Source organism: Spirosoma areae (genome assembly GCF_054781775.1).
On sequence record NZ_BAAGTT010000052.1, the window covers coordinates 12,809 to 30,901 of the forward strand.

General features: G+C 52.0%; 19 protein-coding genes. 14 read left to right on the plus strand and 5 right to left on the minus strand.

Annotated features, from left to right (window positions below; all coding sequences use genetic code 11):
* Window positions 1-16 precede the first annotated feature (16 nt).
* Window positions 17-1,354 carry an NAD(P)/FAD-dependent oxidoreductase gene (locus ACYVI1_RS28945; protein ID WP_460914889.1) on the minus strand — a complete coding sequence of 446 codons (1,338 nt, stop codon included), beginning with the start codon at window positions 1,352-1,354 and terminating at the stop codon, window positions 17-19.
* Window positions 1,355-1,463: 109 nt separating this feature from the next.
* Window positions 1,464-2,600 (minus strand): N-acetyl-alpha-D-glucosaminyl L-malate synthase BshA, encoded by a 1,137-nt coding sequence (bshA, locus tag ACYVI1_RS28950; protein ID WP_460914890.1) that lies wholly within the window; start codon window positions 2,598-2,600, stop codon window positions 1,464-1,466.
* 172 nt (window positions 2,601-2,772) lie between these two features.
* Between bshA and ACYVI1_RS28955 the strand changes: the two genes are divergently transcribed.
* From ACYVI1_RS28955 to ACYVI1_RS28965, 3 genes are all read left to right on the plus strand, one after another.
* On the plus strand, window positions 2,773-3,648 hold the full coding sequence (locus tag ACYVI1_RS28955; protein ID WP_460914892.1) for a geranylgeranylglycerol-phosphate geranylgeranyltransferase: 876 nt from the start codon (window positions 2,773-2,775) through the stop codon (window positions 3,646-3,648).
* Window positions 3,649-3,796: 148 nt separating this feature from the next.
* Entirely contained in the window at window positions 3,797-4,498 is a 702-nt protein-coding gene (locus ACYVI1_RS28960; protein WP_460914893.1) for a TapB family protein, read from the plus strand.
* A gap of 120 nt (window positions 4,499-4,618) precedes the next feature.
* Complete coding sequence (locus ACYVI1_RS28965; RefSeq protein ID WP_460914894.1) at window positions 4,619-4,999, plus strand: MerC domain-containing protein; 381 nt, start codon at window positions 4,619-4,621, stop codon at window positions 4,997-4,999.
* On the opposite strand, the gene ACYVI1_RS28970 is transcribed toward ACYVI1_RS28965, so the two are convergent.
* Both ACYVI1_RS28970 and ACYVI1_RS28975 read right to left on the minus strand, forming a co-directional pair.
* Window positions 4,996-6,102 carry a cytochrome-c peroxidase gene (locus tag ACYVI1_RS28970; RefSeq protein WP_460914895.1) on the minus strand — a complete coding sequence of 369 codons (1,107 nt, stop codon included), beginning with the start codon at window positions 6,100-6,102 and terminating at the stop codon, window positions 4,996-4,998. The genes ACYVI1_RS28965 and ACYVI1_RS28970 overlap by 4 nt on opposite strands.
* Window positions 6,099-6,914: an MbnP family protein gene (locus tag ACYVI1_RS28975; protein WP_460914896.1), complete on the minus strand. Its 816-nt coding sequence runs from the start codon at window positions 6,912-6,914 to the stop codon at window positions 6,099-6,101. Before ACYVI1_RS28975 ends, ACYVI1_RS28970 begins: the two co-directional genes overlap by 4 nt.
* 252 nt (window positions 6,915-7,166) lie before the next feature.
* On the opposite strand from ACYVI1_RS28975, the gene ACYVI1_RS28980 reads away from it, so the two are divergent.
* From ACYVI1_RS28980 to ACYVI1_RS29000, 5 genes are all read left to right on the plus strand, one after another.
* On the plus strand, window positions 7,167-8,045 hold the full coding sequence (locus ACYVI1_RS28980; protein ID WP_460914897.1) for a c-type cytochrome: 879 nt from the start codon (window positions 7,167-7,169) through the stop codon (window positions 8,043-8,045).
* A 501-nt stretch (window positions 8,046-8,546) separates the two neighbouring features.
* Window positions 8,547-8,675, plus strand: a complete 129-nt coding sequence (locus ACYVI1_RS28985) for a hypothetical protein (protein ID WP_460914898.1) — start codon at window positions 8,547-8,549, stop codon at window positions 8,673-8,675.
* A 254-nt stretch (window positions 8,676-8,929) separates the two neighbouring features.
* The gene (locus tag ACYVI1_RS28990) at window positions 8,930-10,780 is read left to right on the plus strand and encodes an outer membrane protein assembly factor BamB family protein (protein WP_460914899.1); all 1,851 of its coding nucleotides are present in this window, start codon (window positions 8,930-8,932) and stop codon (window positions 10,778-10,780) included.
* Entirely contained in the window at window positions 10,777-11,790 is a 1,014-nt protein-coding gene (locus ACYVI1_RS28995; protein WP_460914900.1) for a VOC family protein, read from the plus strand. The genes ACYVI1_RS28990 and ACYVI1_RS28995 overlap by 4 nt, the downstream gene beginning before the upstream one ends.
* A gap of 6 nt (window positions 11,791-11,796) precedes the next feature.
* Entirely contained in the window at window positions 11,797-12,561 is a 765-nt protein-coding gene (locus ACYVI1_RS29000; RefSeq protein ID WP_460914901.1) for an SDR family NAD(P)-dependent oxidoreductase, read from the plus strand.
* 1 nt (window position 12,562) lies between these two features.
* On the opposite strand, the gene ACYVI1_RS29005 is transcribed toward ACYVI1_RS29000, so the two are convergent.
* The gene (locus tag ACYVI1_RS29005; RefSeq protein WP_460914903.1) at window positions 12,563-13,555 is read right to left on the minus strand and encodes an alpha/beta fold hydrolase; all 993 of its coding nucleotides are present in this window, start codon (window positions 13,553-13,555) and stop codon (window positions 12,563-12,565) included.
* A 138-nt stretch (window positions 13,556-13,693) separates the two neighbouring features.
* Here ACYVI1_RS29005 and ACYVI1_RS29010 point away from each other — a divergent pair, with 138 nt between their 5' ends.
* The 6 genes from ACYVI1_RS29010 (at window position 13,694) to ACYVI1_RS29035 (ending at window position 17,965) form a co-directional block, all read left to right on the plus strand.
* Window positions 13,694-14,281, plus strand: a complete 588-nt coding sequence (locus ACYVI1_RS29010; protein ID WP_460914904.1) for a dioxygenase family protein — start codon at window positions 13,694-13,696, stop codon at window positions 14,279-14,281.
* Window positions 14,282-14,356: 75 nt separating this feature from the next.
* Window positions 14,357-14,950 (plus strand): cupin domain-containing protein, encoded by a 594-nt coding sequence (locus ACYVI1_RS29015; protein ID WP_460914905.1) that lies wholly within the window; start codon window positions 14,357-14,359, stop codon window positions 14,948-14,950.
* A 3-nt stretch (window positions 14,951-14,953) separates the two neighbouring features.
* A complete protein-coding gene (locus ACYVI1_RS29020) occupies window positions 14,954-15,826 on the plus strand; it encodes a helix-turn-helix domain-containing protein (protein WP_460914907.1) in 873 nt (290 codons plus the stop codon).
* Between the two features lie 52 nt (window positions 15,827-15,878).
* The gene (locus tag ACYVI1_RS29025; protein ID WP_460914908.1) at window positions 15,879-16,706 is read left to right on the plus strand and encodes a helix-turn-helix domain-containing protein; all 828 of its coding nucleotides are present in this window, start codon (window positions 15,879-15,881) and stop codon (window positions 16,704-16,706) included.
* A 75-nt stretch (window positions 16,707-16,781) separates the two neighbouring features.
* Complete coding sequence (locus ACYVI1_RS29030) at window positions 16,782-17,435, plus strand: hypothetical protein (protein WP_460914909.1); 654 nt, start codon at window positions 16,782-16,784, stop codon at window positions 17,433-17,435.
* 182 nt (window positions 17,436-17,617) lie between these two features.
* Window positions 17,618-17,965 (plus strand): nuclear transport factor 2 family protein, encoded by a 348-nt coding sequence (locus tag ACYVI1_RS29035; protein ID WP_460914910.1) that lies wholly within the window; start codon window positions 17,618-17,620, stop codon window positions 17,963-17,965.
* Window positions 17,966-18,093 lie beyond the last annotated feature (128 nt).

The following is an 18,093-nucleotide window of genomic DNA, read 5'->3' on the forward strand; positions in this document are numbered from 1 at the left end:
AGGTTTACTATCCTGATTATGATTTGTTAACAGACATTTGGTCGGAAAGTTTCTCCTGAAGACCCTCAGACGTAGATTTCGGCAGCTTTGGTCGAATAATCAGGCGCAGTGAGTTGTTGTATGTCAGGTAGTTGAACATCCAGTTCAGAAAGATAAACAGCCGGTTTTTTACGCCAACAATCGACATCAGGTGAACAAACAACCAGGTTAACCAGGCAAAAAATCCCTGAAATTTCCAAAAAGGCAAATCAACGACAGCCAATCCCCGGCCAATGGTCGCCATGGTGCCGAGGTCGCGGTAGATAAACTCCTCCGGCTGCTCGTTGCGAATCCAGTGGAGCAGATTTTTGGCTAAATGCTTTCCCTGCTGCATAGCCGGCTGCGCTACCTGCGGATGGCCATTGGGCCATTTTTCTTCGGCCATCATCGCTACGTCGCCAATGGCAAACACGTCCGTAAATCCCTGCACCTGACTGTATCGGTTGACCAGCACGCGCCCGCCCCGCCCAATAACGTCGGGCGGCAGGCCCGCCAGCGGATTTGCTTTGACGCCAGCCGCCCAGATAAGGTTATTGCTCCGCAGGGTCGACCCGTCGTTCATGGTTACAACCCGACCGTCGAAATCTTTAACGCGCGTGTTAAGCCGAACCTGAACGCCCAATTTTTGCAGATACTGCAGCGAGTGTTTCTGCGATTCCACCGACATGGGTCCCAGCAATTCGGCTCCCGACTCGATGAGGAAAATGTCCATCTTCTTGAAATTCAGCTCTGGATAATCGCAGGGCAGTACGGTCTTTCGCATTTCGGCCAGGGTGCCGCACAATTCGACTCCGGTTGGCCCCCCGCCTACCACCACCACATCCATCAGCCCCTCCAGTTCATCCTCGGTTTCGACACTGAGCGCATCCTCAAAATTTTGCAGCATCCGGTTTCGCAGGGCTATTGCTTCCGAAACAGACTTCATCGAGATGGCATTGGCAATGATGTTCTGCTGGTTGAAAAAATTAGTATCGGCGCCGGTGGCCATCACTAAATAATCGTATGGAATCGGCCCAATTTCTGTGTCTATGGCTTTTTCAGCCGGGCGAATACCCATTACGTTAGTCACGCGGATATGCACTTTCTTGTCGTCGCCGAACACCGCCCGCAAGGGAAAGAGAATGGAATTTGCTTCCAGCCCGGCCGTTGCCACCTGGTAATAGAGCGGCTGAAATTCGTGAAAGTTGTTTCGATTAATCAACACCACCTGAAACTCGTTCCGGTGCGATAACTTGCGGGCCAGTTTCAGTCCGCCAAAACCTGCGCCAACAATAACGACACGTTTGCGGTCTGTTTGGGGTATGTTTGGGTTCATGAATTCAATGTATAATGTACAATGAATAATGAATAATGAATAATGTTAAATGCCTGATCAGTCGTATGTGTTAGACTAAACTACACTGCCAGTTAATATACATTGTTCATTATACATTGTTCATTACTCCTTGCAACACCCGCTCGTAATGAGCTTCGTAGAGGGGCAAGATACGCGATAACTCGAATTCTTTGGCCCGCGCCAGTGCGTTTTCTTTAAATCTGGGTAAGTTGGCATCATCCAGGACAAACAGCGCGTTTTTGACCATGTCGGCCACATCGCCAACCGGACTCAGAAAGCCCGTAACGCCCTGTAGGTTCAGTTCGGGCAGTCCACCCGCATTGGAAGTAATGAGCGGCACTTCGCAGGCCAGCGCTTCGAGAGCGGCCAGGCCAAAACTTTCATTTTCGGAGGGCATGATAAATAAATCCGCTACTGACAGCACTTCCTCAACCGCATCTAATTTCCCCAGAAACCGAACCGAATCATAAATACCGAGGTCCCGCACGAGCCGCTCAATGCGGGCGCGTTCGGGACCATCGCCCACAAGCAGGAGTTTGGTGGGCATTTGCTCCTGAATGTGGTGAAACGCCATCACCGCATCGTCGATGCGCTTCACCCGCCGGAAATTGGACGTATGCACAATCAGCTTCTCGCCGTTGGGGCAGATGGCTTTCTTGAAATGCTCTTTCTGCTGGCGTTTGAACCGGCTGAGGTCAACAAAGTTGGGAATAACTTCAATTTCGCGGTGAACCTTGAAATGTTTGTAGGTGTCCTGCCGCAAATTCTCCGATACCGCCGTAACGCCATCAGATTCGTTGATGCTGAACGTAACGACTGGTTCATAGGACGCATCTTTGCCCACCAGGGTAATATCGGTGCCGTGCAGCGTAGTCACCACGGGCACGTTTCGCCCCTGCGAACGCAAAATCATCTTGGCCATGTAGGCCGCCGATGCGTGCGGAATAGCGTAGTGAACGTGCAGTAAATCAACGTTTTCGTTCAATACAACGTTGACCATTTCGCTGGCTAACGCCGATTCGTAGGGCGCGTATTGAAAGAGCGGATACGATGGTATATTTACCTCGTGATAAAAGACATTTTCGTTAAAGAAATCGAGCCGGGGTGGTTGCTGGTAGGTGATGAAATGAATCTGGTGCCCGTTTTGGGCCAATGCCTTGCCGAGTTCGGTAGCGACCACGCCACTGCCCCCAAAAGTTGGGTAGCACACAATGCCAATTTTCATGCGTAGAGAATGAGTTTGGTTTGTCAACAACAAACACCGGCAAAAAGAATCCCGAAAGAAGTGGATAAAGCACAGCCGGTTTAGTAAGCAGACAGCCTGGTTTACGTTTTCCTCTATGTTACGCCTGCCCAATACGTGACTTATTCCACTACTTTTACCAAAACTTCCATCAATGGTTGCCCAACAGTCAGTTCCTTTTCCGGCCTTCGTGTCCGGCTTTCTGCGACTTATTCGGGTGCAGAATTTGCTGATTGTTGTGCTGACGCAGTTTCTGGCCCGCATTTTTCTGGTAGGCCCATCAACTGATGGGTTACTTATCCTTGCCAACCGAACGATTTGGCTCCTTTCGCTATCGACCGTTTGTATTGCCGCCGGTGGCTACATTATCAATGATTATTTCGACGTTAAAATTGACCTGGTCAACAAACCCGAACGGGTCGTCATTGGCCGGTACCTTAAGCGCCGGATGGCCATAGGCGTACATCAGGTATTAAACGTACTGGGCTGTCTGATTGGGCTCTACCTGAGCAAATGGGTCTTTCTGGCCGATGTACTCGCGGTTTCGCTGCTTTGGTTCTACTCAGCAACGTTTAAGCGGCAGCCGTTAATTGGCAACATCGTAATAGCCCTGCTTACGGCTTTATCGCTGATTGTTCTGGCCATATACTACCGCCAGAACGCCGAGATGCTACTTATTTATGCCTTTTTCTCGTTTGGCATTTCGCTCATCCGGGAGATTATCAAAGACATGCAGGACATCCGGGGTGATGCCCGGTTCGGTTGCCGAACACTACCTATTGTGTGGGGCCTCCGCCGAACAAAATACCTGCTCTATGTATTAATCGGGGCCTTTGTATGTTCGCTCTTTGTCATTGCCATTTCATTACAAAACTTTCGGCTCAACACCATTTTCCTGCTCCTGCTCATTCCCATTGCGTGGCTTATCTACCGGCTTGTGCTGGCCGATACCCGGCGCGATTTTGGCTATCTCAGTGGTCTTTGTAAACTTATTATTTTCCTGGGTGTGCTGAGTATGATCTGGGCATAAAGGGAAGAATGTAGAATGAATTGTAATTCTTTTGCATTCATTATTCATTATTCATTATTCCCTTAAAGCCGTTCCCTCAAGGATTTAGTGGTTCATTTCCAGTAATTTTTACCTTTGGCGATAGCTAAACCAACTTACGTTTATACGCATGAAAACACTCTTTTTTTCACTACTGCTACTGGCGGGCGCATTCCGTTACGGCTACGCTCAGGACTGCCTGGGTATGACGTTCAAGGCGGGCATGGGGTTTGAACTGAGCCACTTCAACCCCAAAGACAAGCCCATCGGTAAGGTAATTTATCAAGTCAAAGACGTTCATAAGGAAGGCAGTTCGACCGTGATGGACATTACGGCTCAGTTTGAGGATGAGAAAGGCAAACAACGCCCGCCCTATATGATTCACTACACCTGTACGGGAAATGAACTCGTAGCCGATATGTCGGGCATGATGCAGGCCATGCAATCCAATGGCCCCAAAGACATGGAAATGAAACTGAAAACCAACAAGTTAGTTTATCCGGGTAAACTAAGCGTGGGGCAAAAACTCAGCGACGGGCAGATGGAAGCCGAAATGACCAGTAACGGCAACACCATGATGAACATGAGCATGACAATGGCCAATCGGCAAGTCGAAAGCAAAGAAGCCCTAACAACTCCCGCCGGAAAATTTGATGCCTACAAAGTCTCGTCAGATATGAGCTTCGAAAATAAAGTAATGGGTATTCCTATTCGTAACTCCATGCGCGTTGTCAGCTACCGGGCTGACAATCAGCTTTTCGATATAAAGTCAGAGACGTACAATAAAAATGGTAAACTCATGGGCTACTCGCTCCTGACGAAGGCAAATTGATTTATAGAGGGAGAAGAGGGAGGAAGGATTTCCCTTTCCTCCCTCTTTCGCAACTTTGTTGCATAAAACTGAGTTAAGGAGAAACACGATTGACCAAAGCGTCGTATTTTTGTGCTCCTCATGAAGACAGATACGCTCTCCCGAAAAGCAGATTATATCGGCATTACCGGCTCCATGCTGTGTATTATTCACTGCCTGCTAACGCCCATCCTGCTGCTGACCTCATCGGTGTTGCAGAATTCAACCCTTCGGATTGGCTTTCTGAGTCTGGATTATGTTTTCATCGGTGTCAACATCATCGCGGTTTATTTCGCTACCCGGCACTATGCTCCACCTCTTATCAGGAAGAGTCTTTGGGGCTTTTTAGGGTTATTTACGGTGGCTCTTTTGCTGGAAGATACAGCACCAGTTTTTGAGTATTTAGCCTACACAGCGTCGGCAGGGCTGGTGGTGAGTCACCTGATGAACATCCGGCAACACCGCCTGAACCACGCCCACTAATTTGCGCTGAACGCCCGATTTTTGATGAATGTCTCGTCGGAGAGGGTTCGCAGGAAAGCAAGTAGCTGCTTTTTTTCGCCATCGCTCAGGGCAATGCCGAGCCGGCCATTGGCTTTCAGAGCCGCATCGAGTGTTGGGCTGTCCTTCACCTCACTCGCGTAATGGGTCAGAACTTGCTCCAGGGTTGCAAAACGACCATCGTGCATATAAGGAAACGTATACGCCACATTCCGCAGGCTGGGAACGTTAAATTTCAGCCGGTCGGCTTCGTTCAGCGTAATGGTGTAGCGACCCTGATCGTTGATGCCGCCCACCGCCAGGCCATTGTTGCGGTAGCTTCCATCGGTAAACAAATCGGTCGCGTGGCAACCCGCGCATTTCTGCTGAAACAGACTCAAACCGGCCAGTTCGTCGGAGTTTAAATCACCCCCCGCTTCTTTCCTGACGAATTTATCGTAGCGTGAATCCGCCGATACGAGCGTGAGCAGAAACTGCGAAATCGCTTTCAGAAAGCGGGCGGTCGTAACGGTGTCGGAACCGAAAGCAGCGTTGAACAGGGGTGGGTATTTGGGGCTTCTCTGCGTCCGGCTGATGGCATCTGCTACTCTTAAATCCATTTCGACCGGATTCTGAATTGGCGATATGGGCAGTTCATCCAGGTTGGTAACGCCCCCATCCCAGAAGAACTCACGGTCCCAGCCTAAGTTTTGCAAACCCGGCACGTTGCGGGTGCCAAATTTTCCGCCTATACCATGACTGAGCGGGTGGTCGGAGTGGCCAAACCCGGCAAACTGCTGATGACAGAAACCGCAACTGACCGTCGTGTCGCGCGAGAGTTGGGGGTCATAAAACAACGCTTTGCCCAGCGCCACGCCTTCCACCGTTAGCGGGTTTTGGTTTAAGTTGTAGGCCAGGGCCGGAAAATTAGCGGGTTTCCGCAGTGTAACGGGCGTTGGTTTGTAGTCAATTCCTCCTCCCGGCGCGGGCATAACGGGGTCTGGTCGTAAGCCTGTCTGCGTTTGACAGGCACTGACGAATACCAGCAAAACCGCACTGGCAGCCAGTCCAAAACGCTTCGGCGATAGGGTTCGAGGTCGGCTCATTGATTGGTTTCTATTCGGTCGTAACGGAACATTTGCGCGTAATTGTTGGCGATCTCGGCGGAGTAAGGCTCAAACATAATCGAGGAGTGCTGGGCAAGGCTCAATTTTGTGGGGCCATTAAACAGCGTCAGTACATCGGCGGTAAGGCGCACAGATGGTGTATCGGTAGGCAGCACTTTTGCCACATCGCTCTTAAAAGGCAGGGTAATGGTGCGTAAGTTATTAATGGTTTTTTTGCCGTTATAGCCGCCCCCAAAGCCGCCGATGTGGCAGAAGAACCGGTTGTTCTGAACCGCCGGAGCCGAGGGAGACGTGCCTTCTAATTTCATAAAAATATAGCCTGAATTCCACTCCCAATACATGGCATCGTGGGTCGATACACCGGGGTCGAGCACCCCGGTGCGCTTGCTGATGTCGGCCAGGCTCCGCAGGCTGTCAACGCCAATCAGGAAACTCAGGCCGGTATATGTAGCAACGGGTACGTTGGTCAGTGTAATGGTTTGCGAAGCTGGTTTGTCTTCCTGGATGAGAAAATAGCTGTTATCCTGGGGCACAACATACTCGCTGCCGTCGGCCTTCCGAAGGTGGATATTACTCACGAAGTAATTGAGTTTGGTAACGACAAACGATTCGCCAACGGCGTTTTTATACGTGCTGGCGTTTAGGTTCAGGTCTGATGAACCCGCTACATTGTCGAATACAAGCTGCATACGACCCAGTTGCGCGGGGTCGAAGCTATTATCCGTATCGGTGGTGTCGCAGGCAGCAAGAGTTAAACCAATTGCCAGCACGAACAGAAACTGTGTTGTCATCCTCATTTTCATTATTTATGCAGTAAGCTAAAAGTAGACTGGTTCGCTTATGAGCTAACGAAAACAGCGTCGAAATCATGCAGGGTAATGGGGAAATAAGTTAGCCCACCAACCACTCACTCAATTATTTAACGCACCGGAAAAGACTTTATATAATTTACTGGCGATTAACGACTTCGATACAGGCTAACCACATACAGGAGCGTTTCGTCGTCAGAAATCCAGGCCATTCACTATAAATCGTTTGTGATCATGCTAAAAAAAATCCTTGTCTGGACAGGCATTATTCTGGGAAGTCTTGTTGTCCTGCTGCTTATTTTTTATACGGTCGCTTATTTCCAGACGGAGTCTCGCGCCAACAAAGTTTATGCGGTCAACTTACAGACACTGGCCATTCCTAACGACTCGGCCTCCTACCAGTTGGGTCAGCACATTGCGGGCATACGGGGTTGTCTGGAGTGCCATACCAGCACCCTGCGTGGCCAGGTATTTTCTGACGAAAAGTCGCCGTTGGGCATCCTGTATGCCAGCAACCTGACAAAAGGCAAAGGGGGTATCGACTACACCGATCAGGACTGGATTCGTGCGCTGCGACACGGGTTAAACAAAGCGAATAAGCCACTCTGGTTTATGCCTTCCCATGATGTTAGCAGCAGGCTGTCGAACCGGGAGATGGGTGCGCTGATTTATTTCCTGAAAAGCCAGCCTCCTGTTGACCAGTCACATCCGCCCAAAGCGTTTAAGCCTTTAGGCAGAATATTAACTTTTTTGGGTGAGTTTCCCATGTTTCCGGCCGAGATGATCGACCACAGTGCCATACCAGTCGACGAGGTTCAGGTAGCCGTCAATTCGACCTATGGCCACTACTTAGCCACCAGTTGTATGGGGTGCCATGGGACTAACCTCAAAGGTGGGCCGGGCCATGGCGAGAATGAACCCGACATCCCCGATCTCAGCTCTACGGGTAAGGTGGGCAAGTGGAGTGCCGATGAGTTCGTTGCCACCATTCGCACAGGTAAAACACCCGAAAAACGATCACTCAGTGATGCGATGCCCTGGAAATACTTTGCCAAAACCTATAAAGACGACGAGCTGAAAGCGATCTATCTGTATATGCACGACGTAAAGTAAATAGTGAAGCGGTTTAGGAGTAAGCGTAAAGGGCCTAAACGCATTTGTTAATGGAGTCGGTTTTACCCCTACATCCCCTGAAGGGCACTTTGTCTAAGCATAAGCTAGGTCCCCTTCAGGGGATGTAGGGGGTAAGCCGACCAGAAAAAGTAACTACTAAACCGCTTAAGTATCACTGAAGGCATTCTCAGTTATTGCTCTGTATTTATTAACTGCTGCTGCGCCCGGTCTACTGCTACGCCCCGATGGGGTACGACAGGCTACCAAACCAGACGCCCCTACGGGGCTGAACCAGCACCATTCCGCAGCCCCGTAGGGGCGTCTGGTTTAGTACCAATTGGGCGTAACATCAGTTATTTACTTAAAAACGAATTTAAACCATACGTCAACTGGTAGCTGCATGGATTATATGGGGTATCGTGTTGGTGGTTATGGTGCTAAAGCAGTTGGAGTTAACCCCAGTAAACCAAATTGGAACAAAGCCATCGCAGCCGGTCTTTTATGGCCCTTTTCCCTGATACAGACGAACAGGCAATCAAGAACATTCGGCAGGGCGTAAAAGAAATGCGGCTTGTGGAACAGAGGAAACTGAAAAGCCGTCCTGCCCGCGAATTATTGAAAGATTTATGAGTTATCAGGTTGACACGATTGAGCATGTTGAACGAGAGGCAAGACGGCTTAAAAATGAAATTCCGCTCACTCAAGTGTGAAATCAACCCACTGATTGACAAATTAGAGGAAAAGCAGGATAAATCGCAGCCCACAGCTAAAGCGGCAGGCTGATAATCATTGAAAACTTGCCCGGCACCTTCTCTCCTCTATGAGCAAACGGGTATAGATTGCAGTAACCACATCTTTTAAGAAAACCACTACAATCTCTGCGTATGCTGTTCCGAAACTTAATTGTCGGCTTTGTCGTGCTGCTGGCCGGGTCGGGATTTTTGGGCGGCTTACCGGCACCAGATGACGCGGGCGAGCAGCTTTACAAAACTAAGTGCGCCGTCTGCCACGGGGGAACCGTACCCGAAGCGCCCCGATTCGAGGCCCTGCAACGGTTATCTGCCAGCGCCATTCTGGAAACCCTGCAAAACGGCGTAATGAAGGCACAGGGCGCTACCCTGACGGCCACCGAACGCCGGTCGGTCGCCGACTACATCTCTAAACTCGGTACGGCCAAAACTTCCGTCCGGTCCGGTCAATGCGATCAGCCGCCATCGACCAGCGCCGATAGTCAGAAATCCCGCATCAGCAGTTGGGGTATGGGGCCGGGTAATGGGCGCTATGCGGCTGCCCCCGACCTACGTATCAGGGCCGATAATGTTTCGCAATTAACGCTGAGCTGGGCGTTTGCCTTTCCCGACGCTACCCGCGCCCGCTCGCAGCCGACGGTGGTGGGCAATACGCTGTTCACGGCCAGTCAACAGGGGGTTATCTACGCCCTCGACGTCGCCACGGGCTGTATTCGCTGGACTTTCCAGGCCGAGGCCGAAGTGCGGTCGGCCATCGTCGTTGGCACCGACAAAAAGGGCGTGGCCAACCGGCTCTACTTCGGCGACTTCAAAGCGAATGTATACGCTGTTGACCTGCAAACGCGCCAACTCCTGTGGCGCAAACACATCGACGACCACGAACAGGCCACCATTACCGGCTCGCTGGTTTTGCATCAAAATCGACTGTACATACCGGTATCCTCTACCGAAGTCATTGCTGCCTATAACGCGAAGTACCCCTGCTGTACATTTCGCGGCTCAGTCGTGTCACTGGAAGCATCCGACGGGGCGGTGGCCTGGAAAACCTACATGACCGACACGCCCGCCCCGCAGGCCCTCAATTCGGCAGGAACCCAAACGCACGGACCGTCGGGAGCGCCGGTCTGGTCAAGCCCAACCATCGACGCCAAACGCGGGTTGCTGTACATCGGCACGGGCGAAAACTACAGCCGCCCGGCCTCGCCCACGAGCGATGCTATCCTGGCCCTATCGCTATCGACGGGAGCTATCAACTGGGTGCAGCAAACCATCAGTCAGGATGCCTGGAATGCGGCCTGCACACAACCGGGTTTGGCGAACTGCCCGGACCAGCACGGCCCCGACTACGATTTTGGCGCACCGCCCATCTTTGTGAGTCGACCCGGCAAGCCCGATTTAATTCTGGCGGGGCAAAAGTCAGGCATGGTTTACGCCCTCAATCCCGATGCCAGCGGAGCCATCATCTGGAAGCAGCGCGTGGGGCGGGGCGGCATCATGGGCGGCATTCACTGGGGCATGGCCAGCGACGGCGAAACGCTGTATGTTCCCATCAACGACCATGATGCCTGGCCCGCCGATTCGGCCAAACGGGCTTTTCCGGGGCTGCACGCGCTCAGCGTAGCCAACGGTACCATCAAGTGGTCGGCGATTGAGAAAAACCGCTGCGAGCAAGGCACAAAATGGGTCTGTGCGCCCGGTTTGTCGGCGGCCATTACCTTGATTCCGGGCGTTGTATTTGGGGGTGCATTAGATGGAATGCTTCACGCCTATTCAACAACCGACGGGCGGGTTTTGTGGGCCTTCAACACCAATCGTGACTTTGAGTCCGTAAATGGCCTGAACGCATCGGGAGGTACCATCGACTCGGCAGGGCCGGTTGTGGTGGGCAACCAACTCTTTGTGAATTCGGGCTACGCTAAGTTCGGCGAGAAAGCCGGTAACGTACTACTTGCTTTTACGCTTAAACCTACCCCTCCCACGAAATGAATGCGGGAAAAATAAAAATAATGCTCTCCGCCCTGCTCGTTGTATCGGTCAGCGTCGTGGGACAGCCGTCGACTACTCCTACGGCTACGCCGGGCGTGAAAGGAATCCATCACGTCAGTCTTTCCGTTCGGGATCTGGACCGGGCCGTTGCCTTCTATACGGGCGCCATTGGCCTTACCGAAGTCCGTCGTTATCGGATAACGGGCAACGTGGCGGTCGAAAAGAAAAGCGGCATCAAGTCGACGCCCCGGAGCGTCGTTCTGCTGCATGGTCCCAACGGGCAGATTGAGCTTAATCAGTTCGAGGGAAATACGGGCAAACCCGCCAGTGCGATGCCAGTTCAGGGGCCGGGCATCACGCATATTTGTTACCAGTCACCGGCGGCTTCGGGCCTGTATGCCAAATCGAAAGCAACCGGGGGCACTATCGTCAGCCGGGGCACAACGCCCGTCGACCGGGGCTACGGCATTCAGTATGCGTATGCAAAAGACCCCGACGGTTTGCTGTACGAACTGGAGCAGTTAGATAAACCAGCCTTTACTGACCCGGTCTGGATGGGGCACGTAGCCCTCGTGACGCCCGACATTGACCGTTTGGTTGAGTTTTACACCAAACTGCTGGGCGTGAAACCCCACAACCGAATCGACAACATTCGCAACAGCCCGAAATTAGACGATATCGCCAACATCGACAGCCTGAGACTGCGGGCAGCCTGGTTCAAAACGGGTAACATGGTGCTGGAAATCTGGCAGTTCAACAATCCACCAACGCGTGTGCCGGACAGCCCACCGCCGTATACGCGAATCGGGTACACCAATATCAGTTTCGAGGTGGGTAACCTCAACCGCACCTACCAACAACTCCGCGACGCTGGCATTTCGTGTCTATCGCCCCCGGTTTCGACCGCTGAATCAACCGCCGTTTTTCTGCGCGACCCCGACGGTAATCTGCTTAGTTTAGAGGAATTTCCGACTCCAGCGTCCATCGACCGGCTCAAACGACTTGAGTGATTTATCATGAACTTATTTGATTTAACGGGGCAGGTCGCCTTAGTAACGGGTGGCAATAGTGGCATTGGTCTGGCATTTGCCAAAGGCTTACTCAAATCAGGCGCGCAAGTGGCCATTTGGGGCCGCAACGTCCAAAAAAATACTGACGCGCTTCACCAGCTTCAGGCCCTGAGCGAAAACGCAGCCGCCTTTGTCTGTGACGTTACCGACGAGCAGGAGGTTTTGAAAACCTTTGCCGATACCGTTGCCCACTTTGGCAAAGTGGATAGCTGTTTCGCTAACGCGGGCGGTTCGGGCAAGCCGGGTATGCTGCATAAACTGAGCGCCAACGATTGGAATGCCGTATTGAACCTGAATCTGAACAGCGTGGTAAATACCTACAAACCCATGATTGCTCACCTGCTGGAACGAAAAGCGCCGGGCAAGCTAATTGTTACCTCATCGGAAGCGGCCCTGCTGGGCACGGGCTATGCCGCCGGGTATGGCACGACCAAAGCCGCCGTGATGGGCCTGACCAGGGCTTTGGCCATCGAACTGGGCCGCAACAACATTCAGGTCAATGCCGTGCTGCCCGGCTTTGTCGAAACCGGGATGTCGGTCGAAACGTCGCCAGCGTTTCAGGAAGCGGCCCGGCGCCGGTCGGCATCAGGGCAAATCGGCACGCTCGACCAAATGGAGGGCGTTGCTGTTTTTCTGGCTTCCCGGCACAGCGACTTCATGACCGGGCAGGGTATTGTGCTCGACGGTGGCCACAGCATTCACCCGATGTAGGTCAGGGATAAGGCGTTTTCAGGTGCGTCATCACGGCATTTATCACAGCCCGCTCCTGTTCCTGAATTAAGGCATGACCGGCCTCAAGGCGAATTTCTTTATATGGCCCCTGCATCAGTGACGTTTGTTTCGCCACAACCGACGGCGCAACGGCGAAGTCTTTGCTGCCCCAGATGAACAGCGTGGGCCGGGTGATGGGCCGGTTCAGTGTTTTACCCGCCACTAATTTTTCTACGTTCATGGCCCGGTACCAGTTTAGTTCGGCGGTTAGTGCGCCCGGTTCGGCCAGTATGGACAGGTATTCGTTTCGGTGAGGTTCGGGCAGGGTGGCGAGTAGTTTTTTCATCCCTTTCTGTCCGTTGTAGGTGAACAGGAATTCGGGGAGCAGCGGGCGTTGGAAAAAGCCGAAGTAGCTGCTTCGTTTTTTCTGCTCCGGGTCGTGCAGAACTCCGTCCAGAAACACGCCGAAGTGCGGAATTGAGAGGGCCGTCCAGGTCATAATGCGCTCCGGTAAGTTCATCGTTGCTCGCCAGCCAACACCCGCTCCCCAATCGTGACCCACTAAATGAAAGGTTTTGAATCCCACCGCATCGGCAACCTGGGCCACGTCGCTGGCTAAACTGTCGATGTGGTAGTGAGCCACGTCGGTTGGTCTGGCTCCCGGACTGTAGCCCCGCTGGTCGAATGCCAGCACCCGATACCCTTCCTGAGCGGCCTGCCGGGCCAGGGCATTCCACATGATGGACGACTCCGGGAAGCCGTGCAGCAACAGCAGGTTTGGCCCCGTATTGTGCATACCCGCCACCCGGACAACAAACTCATGCGTATCCACGGCCAACCGGTACAGTCCCGTATCCGCGTTTTGGGTATAGAGCGGCAGGGCCGACATACGGGCGCTGTGTTGTTTCGTCCAATCGACCGAAGCAACGTAGAGCAGCGTCGGAATCAGCAGGGCCAGCACGAGCAGGGCCAGTAAAATAAACTTCCAGGGCATGGGTCGAGAAATTAGTTGCCTAAAAATAGCCGACTTGTTGAGTATTTACGCAAAGACCGTCCCGCTTTTATTTCCAAACTTAGTACGTAACTTAGTACGCTCTGTTTCAGCCATTAACACAGCATCAAACCTCCTCCGATGGAAACGACACGACGCCGGTTTTTTGCCCTCCTGACAACCTTACCGCTGCTTGGTATTTTTTCGGCCATCACCCGCCGACGCCCGGCAACGCTGCAACCAACGCCCCCCTGCGACGACCACGACGAGCCAACGCCCAGCCTGACGGAAGGCCCGTATTTTACGCCCAACTCGCCCGAACGAAACAGCCTGCTCGAACGCGGTGTTGCGGGCACAACGCTGGTGTTGCGGGGTCGGGTGGTCGATACCAACTGCAAGCCCGTTGCCAACGCGCTACTTGACTGGTGGCAGGCCGACGACCGGGGCGAATACGATAACCGGGGCTTCCGGTTGCGGGGTCACCACTACACCAACAAGCAGGGGTATTTTCAACTGGAAACGGTTGTTCCCGGTATGTATCCGGGCCGCACGCGTCACCTCCACGTGAAGGTACAGGCACCGGGACAACGCGTACTGACCACGCAACTCTTTTTCCCGAATGAGCCGGGCAATCGGCGCGACCGCATTTTTGACCCGGTTCTGGTGATGGACATTCAGCGAAAAGACGACCGGGAGATGGCAGCTTATACGTTTGTGCTGAATCAGTAAAAATGGCCGATTCTTACCACCAAATACCTCATCCGATGCAGAACCTTTGCATAACACCTTTAAATAGAAAGAATTATGCAACGGAGAAAATTCTTAACCAATACCACGGTGGCCGTTACGTCGGCGGCATCGACCGTAGCAGTTACCGCTTTAGGCATAACGACCAATCCACTGAAAGCCGAATCGCAAACTGCTAAACGTACTGAAAAACCATTCCTTGTGAAAGCGGGCGAAACCCGGTTTGGCGAACGAACGCCGTTTCGGGGTATCAATGCCAATGACCTGAAAGTATCCTCGAAAGATACCGCTGGGAACGTCTCGGTATTCGAGTATGTCGGCAAAGAAAAAGTGGGGCCACCGCTGCACGTACATGATAAACAGGACGAAATTTTTTACGTGGTCGAGGGAGAGTATTTATTCCAGATAGGTACTGAAAAAATGACGGTTAAAGCTGGTGATACGGTTTTTGGTCCCCGAAACGTACCGCATACGTGGATTCAGGTATCAACCAGCGGGAAAATGGTGTATTTAGTACAGCCATCGGGCACAATGGAAGAATTTTTCTCTGAAATGAATAAGCTAAAGGGTCCACCGACCGAAGCCGACATTCAGAAAATTCATCAGGCACATGGCATGACCGTGCTGGGACCGCCTATATCGCTGAAATAAATCATGGACGCTATATTCGACTACCGACTCCCCTGCCCGGCTCTGCGCGACTACGTGCGGCAGTTGCAGATGGTTGGCTGTTCGTTTCCCTCGTCATTGAATGTTTTGCCTGTGAAAGCCTACTGGCCTCGTGCTGAAAACAGCCTGGCGTTTTATCCGAAAGACCCCGAAAGGCACGAATATGGCTTTGATGGAAACCAACTAATCAAACCGATTTCAACGCTGAATGGGCAATCCTCCATAGTAACCAATCGGCATGTCGGGCGTGATTTCATGGTGTTTCAGGTGCAGTTTCAGCCGGGGGCGTTGTTCTGGCTGACGGGAATTCCCAGCTACGAACTGACCAATACGTTTGTGGATGCTGAAGCCGTGTTCTCCACTGAAATCCGGTTAGTCAATGAGCGGCTGAGTTATACCCGGCATTACACGGAGATGATTCCGATTGTGGAGAACTTCCTGTTGTACTTAGTTAACCGGGCGAAGCGGAGAGTCTGGCGACCTATCGACAAAGTAAGCCGGTTTATGTTGCAAAATCCGGCTTCTGTTTCGCTGGTTTGGCCCGGTCCCGGCGGGGCACCGCTGGATTGGCTGGCCGACCAGGCATGTTTATCGCAGCGCCAATTTTATCGGCAATTTAGGGAGCGTGAAGGTATCAGTCCCAAACTCTACGCCCGCATTGCCCGCTTTGAAAATGCTATGAAACTGAAAAACGCCCGGCCTGGTCTCGACTGGCTGAGTATAGCCATCGAACTCGGTTATTATGATTATCAGCATATGGTCCGGGATTTTAAAGAATTCACGCAACTGACGCCCAATGCCTTTTTAGAAGCCGATGGCAAATCGCCCGAACGGGTGTTTGGCATGGTGGAAACCTGACCGAATACGAGAATCTACTTGCCTGACTGTTAGCTACTTACTATCTTTCAGCATGATCTATCAGCGCATTCCGCCACATCCCGCGCTTCAAGCCTTTGTGAAAGAGTATTTGCTGCTTCATTTTGTGTATGACGCCACGAAACCAGCGCTTGTCAAGGCCTTTCCGCCGTTGCCTGAACATGGTCTGGAGTTTTTTCCAAAGGGCTTAGTCACCTCGGTCAATATGCAGACAGGCGTCGTAAAAAAAGAACCGCGCAACGCCATTTTTGGGCAACAGGTTTCCCGCATCAATTTTGTGATGCCTCCCGAAGACTATATCATGATTCGGGTTATTTTCCACGTTGGAGGCTTGTATCGCCTGCTGCGGGTACCACTTACCGAATTCACCGACAGAAAAGCCGATGCTGAAGCCGTTATCAATCAGGAGGTTCAATTGATTACTGATCGGTTAGCCAATACGGAACAGTATCCCGACATGATTGCGGTTGTCGACGCGTTTTTGTTGTCGAAAATCCGGCGGGTAAAAGCCGATGTCCACGCCGTCGACAAAGTCGGCCAACTCCTGCTTCAACATCCAACCCGATTTTCGCTGGACTGGCTGGCTAATCAGGCGTGTTTAAGCCCCCGGCAATTCGAGCGTAAATTTGTGGAACGGCTGGGCATTGGTCCCAAACTCTTCAGCCGCATTGCCCGCTTTCACCAGGCATTCATGCACAAAGAAAAGCAGCCTCACCTCGACTGGCTTACGGTGGCGGTCAACTTTGGTTACACTGATTTCCACCATCTCTTCAAAGATTTCAAAGAATTTGCGGGTGCAACGCCCAATACGCTGCTCGCAGAATATGCCCACTCACCCGAAAAAATTCTGCATTTAGCGTAAACGTGTCGGTTTTCTACCAAAACCCGCGCCGGTGGGCTTTTTACATTTACGGGCTATACCAACCCGCTTCGTATCGTGGAAAAAGCCTACCGAAACATTAGCTATCTGTTTATTGCCGTCCTGATTCTGGTCTTTCTGGCATTTTTCAAGACCTACTTCGGCCTGTTCCCGACGTTTGCCGGCACTACCTTACTGGTTCATTTTCATGCGGTTACGATTCTGTTGTGGTTCGCCATGCTGATTGGGCAACCCATACTGATTCGGAACAAAAAGGCAGAACTTCATCGGCTCGTTGGCAAAGTCTCTTATGGGCTGGTGCCATTCATGGTGCTTTCCTTTGTGCTGATGGCCCGTCAGCATCAGTCTCGTGGCAAAGACCTCATGCTGTTGGTGTATAATACGTTCGACATCAGCACGTTTGTTTTGTTCTACACGCTCGCTGTCGTTTACCGGCGCAAGCCAGCCTACCATGCCCGATTTATGGTAATGACTGTGTTGCCGTTTCTGGGTGCAACCATAGGCCGACTGCCGGACTTTCCCATTCCCGGCGCTGTGCTGGGCCTGCTCACTATCATTGGCTTATTGATGTATGAGCGGTTCACCCGAAACGTGTACAGGCCCTACCTTATTTGCTTAACTGCGTTTGTGAGTCTGCTTGGTATGTCGGTTACCCTGCTTGGTGTCGGTGCGGGTCTGCTGAATAGGGTGTGGGATTTTTGCTTTGGTTGACAAACAATCTTTTTTCCCGGTTCGATGGTCACCTTTCGCCCGATTGTCCGATGTTCCCGGTCGATTTTCAGTCTCAGGTATAGCCAACAAAATCTCAACCTTCACCGACGCTAACAGTGGCTATAATGTATTTCTTTTGAGAAATAGAATTTGCTGGTGAATTCTATCCTCTCTTCCTGGCAATGGACTATCAGGATCTAATCAATCGAGCCTATCGGGCCTTTAATGCCCGAAATATTGATGGCGTACTTGAGTTAATGCACCCAGCCGTCGAGTGGCCCAACGGCTGGGAGGGCGGCTACGTATCCGGACATGAGGAAGTACGCGCCTATTGGCTGCGGCAATGGCAGGAACTTGACCCTGAAGTAGTTCCGGTTTCGATTCAGTTAACGCCCAGCAAACAAATTGACGTGACCGTTCATCAGGTAGTTAGAGAACGACTGGGCAAGGTTGTGACAGATGGGCTGGTGAAACACCTGTATACCCTTGAGGAGGGGAAAATAAAACGAATGGTTATTGAAACGGTGTAAAAAAAGGCCTTACCCCTGCCGGAAGCCAATGGCAATCGGGTTTACGCCAACCATCCTACTAAACGAATATACCCGGCAACCGGCGGTTGTCTGGGCATTTTAAATCCTATAATCTTACCGGGAAGAAT

Excerpts from the sequence above, each read along its gene's own strand:
- ACYVI1_RS28945 (WP_460914889.1), bottom strand. The coding sequence starts at position 1,354 with ATGAACCCAAACATACCCCAAACAGACCGCAAACGTGTCGTTATTGTT.
- bshA (WP_460914890.1), bottom strand. The coding sequence starts at position 2,600 with ATGAAAATTGGCATTGTGTGCTACCCAACTTTTGGGGGCAGTGGCGTG.
- ACYVI1_RS28955 (WP_460914892.1), top strand. The coding sequence starts at position 2,773 with ATGGTTGCCCAACAGTCAGTTCCTTTTCCGGCCTTCGTGTCCGGCTTT.
- ACYVI1_RS28960 (WP_460914893.1), top strand. The coding sequence starts at position 3,797 with ATGAAAACACTCTTTTTTTCACTACTGCTACTGGCGGGCGCATTCCGT.
- ACYVI1_RS28965 (WP_460914894.1), top strand. The coding sequence starts at position 4,619 with ATGAAGACAGATACGCTCTCCCGAAAAGCAGATTATATCGGCATTACC.
- ACYVI1_RS28970 (WP_460914895.1), bottom strand. The coding sequence starts at position 6,102 with ATGAGCCGACCTCGAACCCTATCGCCGAAGCGTTTTGGACTGGCTGCC.
- ACYVI1_RS28975 (WP_460914896.1), bottom strand. The coding sequence starts at position 6,914 with ATGACAACACAGTTTCTGTTCGTGCTGGCAATTGGTTTAACTCTTGCT.
- ACYVI1_RS28980 (WP_460914897.1), top strand. The coding sequence starts at position 7,167 with ATGCTAAAAAAAATCCTTGTCTGGACAGGCATTATTCTGGGAAGTCTT.
- ACYVI1_RS28985 (WP_460914898.1), top strand. The coding sequence starts at position 8,547 with ATGGCCCTTTTCCCTGATACAGACGAACAGGCAATCAAGAACATTCGG.
- ACYVI1_RS28990 (WP_460914899.1), top strand. The coding sequence starts at position 8,930 with ATGCTGTTCCGAAACTTAATTGTCGGCTTTGTCGTGCTGCTGGCCGGG.
- ACYVI1_RS28995 (WP_460914900.1), top strand. The coding sequence starts at position 10,777 with ATGAATGCGGGAAAAATAAAAATAATGCTCTCCGCCCTGCTCGTTGTA.
- ACYVI1_RS29000 (WP_460914901.1), top strand. The coding sequence starts at position 11,797 with ATGAACTTATTTGATTTAACGGGGCAGGTCGCCTTAGTAACGGGTGGC.
- ACYVI1_RS29005 (WP_460914903.1), bottom strand. The coding sequence starts at position 13,555 with ATGCCCTGGAAGTTTATTTTACTGGCCCTGCTCGTGCTGGCCCTGCTG.
- ACYVI1_RS29010 (WP_460914904.1), top strand. The coding sequence starts at position 13,694 with ATGGAAACGACACGACGCCGGTTTTTTGCCCTCCTGACAACCTTACCG.
- ACYVI1_RS29015 (WP_460914905.1), top strand. The coding sequence starts at position 14,357 with ATGCAACGGAGAAAATTCTTAACCAATACCACGGTGGCCGTTACGTCG.
- ACYVI1_RS29020 (WP_460914907.1), top strand. The coding sequence starts at position 14,954 with ATGGACGCTATATTCGACTACCGACTCCCCTGCCCGGCTCTGCGCGAC.
- ACYVI1_RS29025 (WP_460914908.1), top strand. The coding sequence starts at position 15,879 with ATGATCTATCAGCGCATTCCGCCACATCCCGCGCTTCAAGCCTTTGTG.
- ACYVI1_RS29035 (WP_460914910.1), top strand. The coding sequence starts at position 17,618 with ATGGACTATCAGGATCTAATCAATCGAGCCTATCGGGCCTTTAATGCC.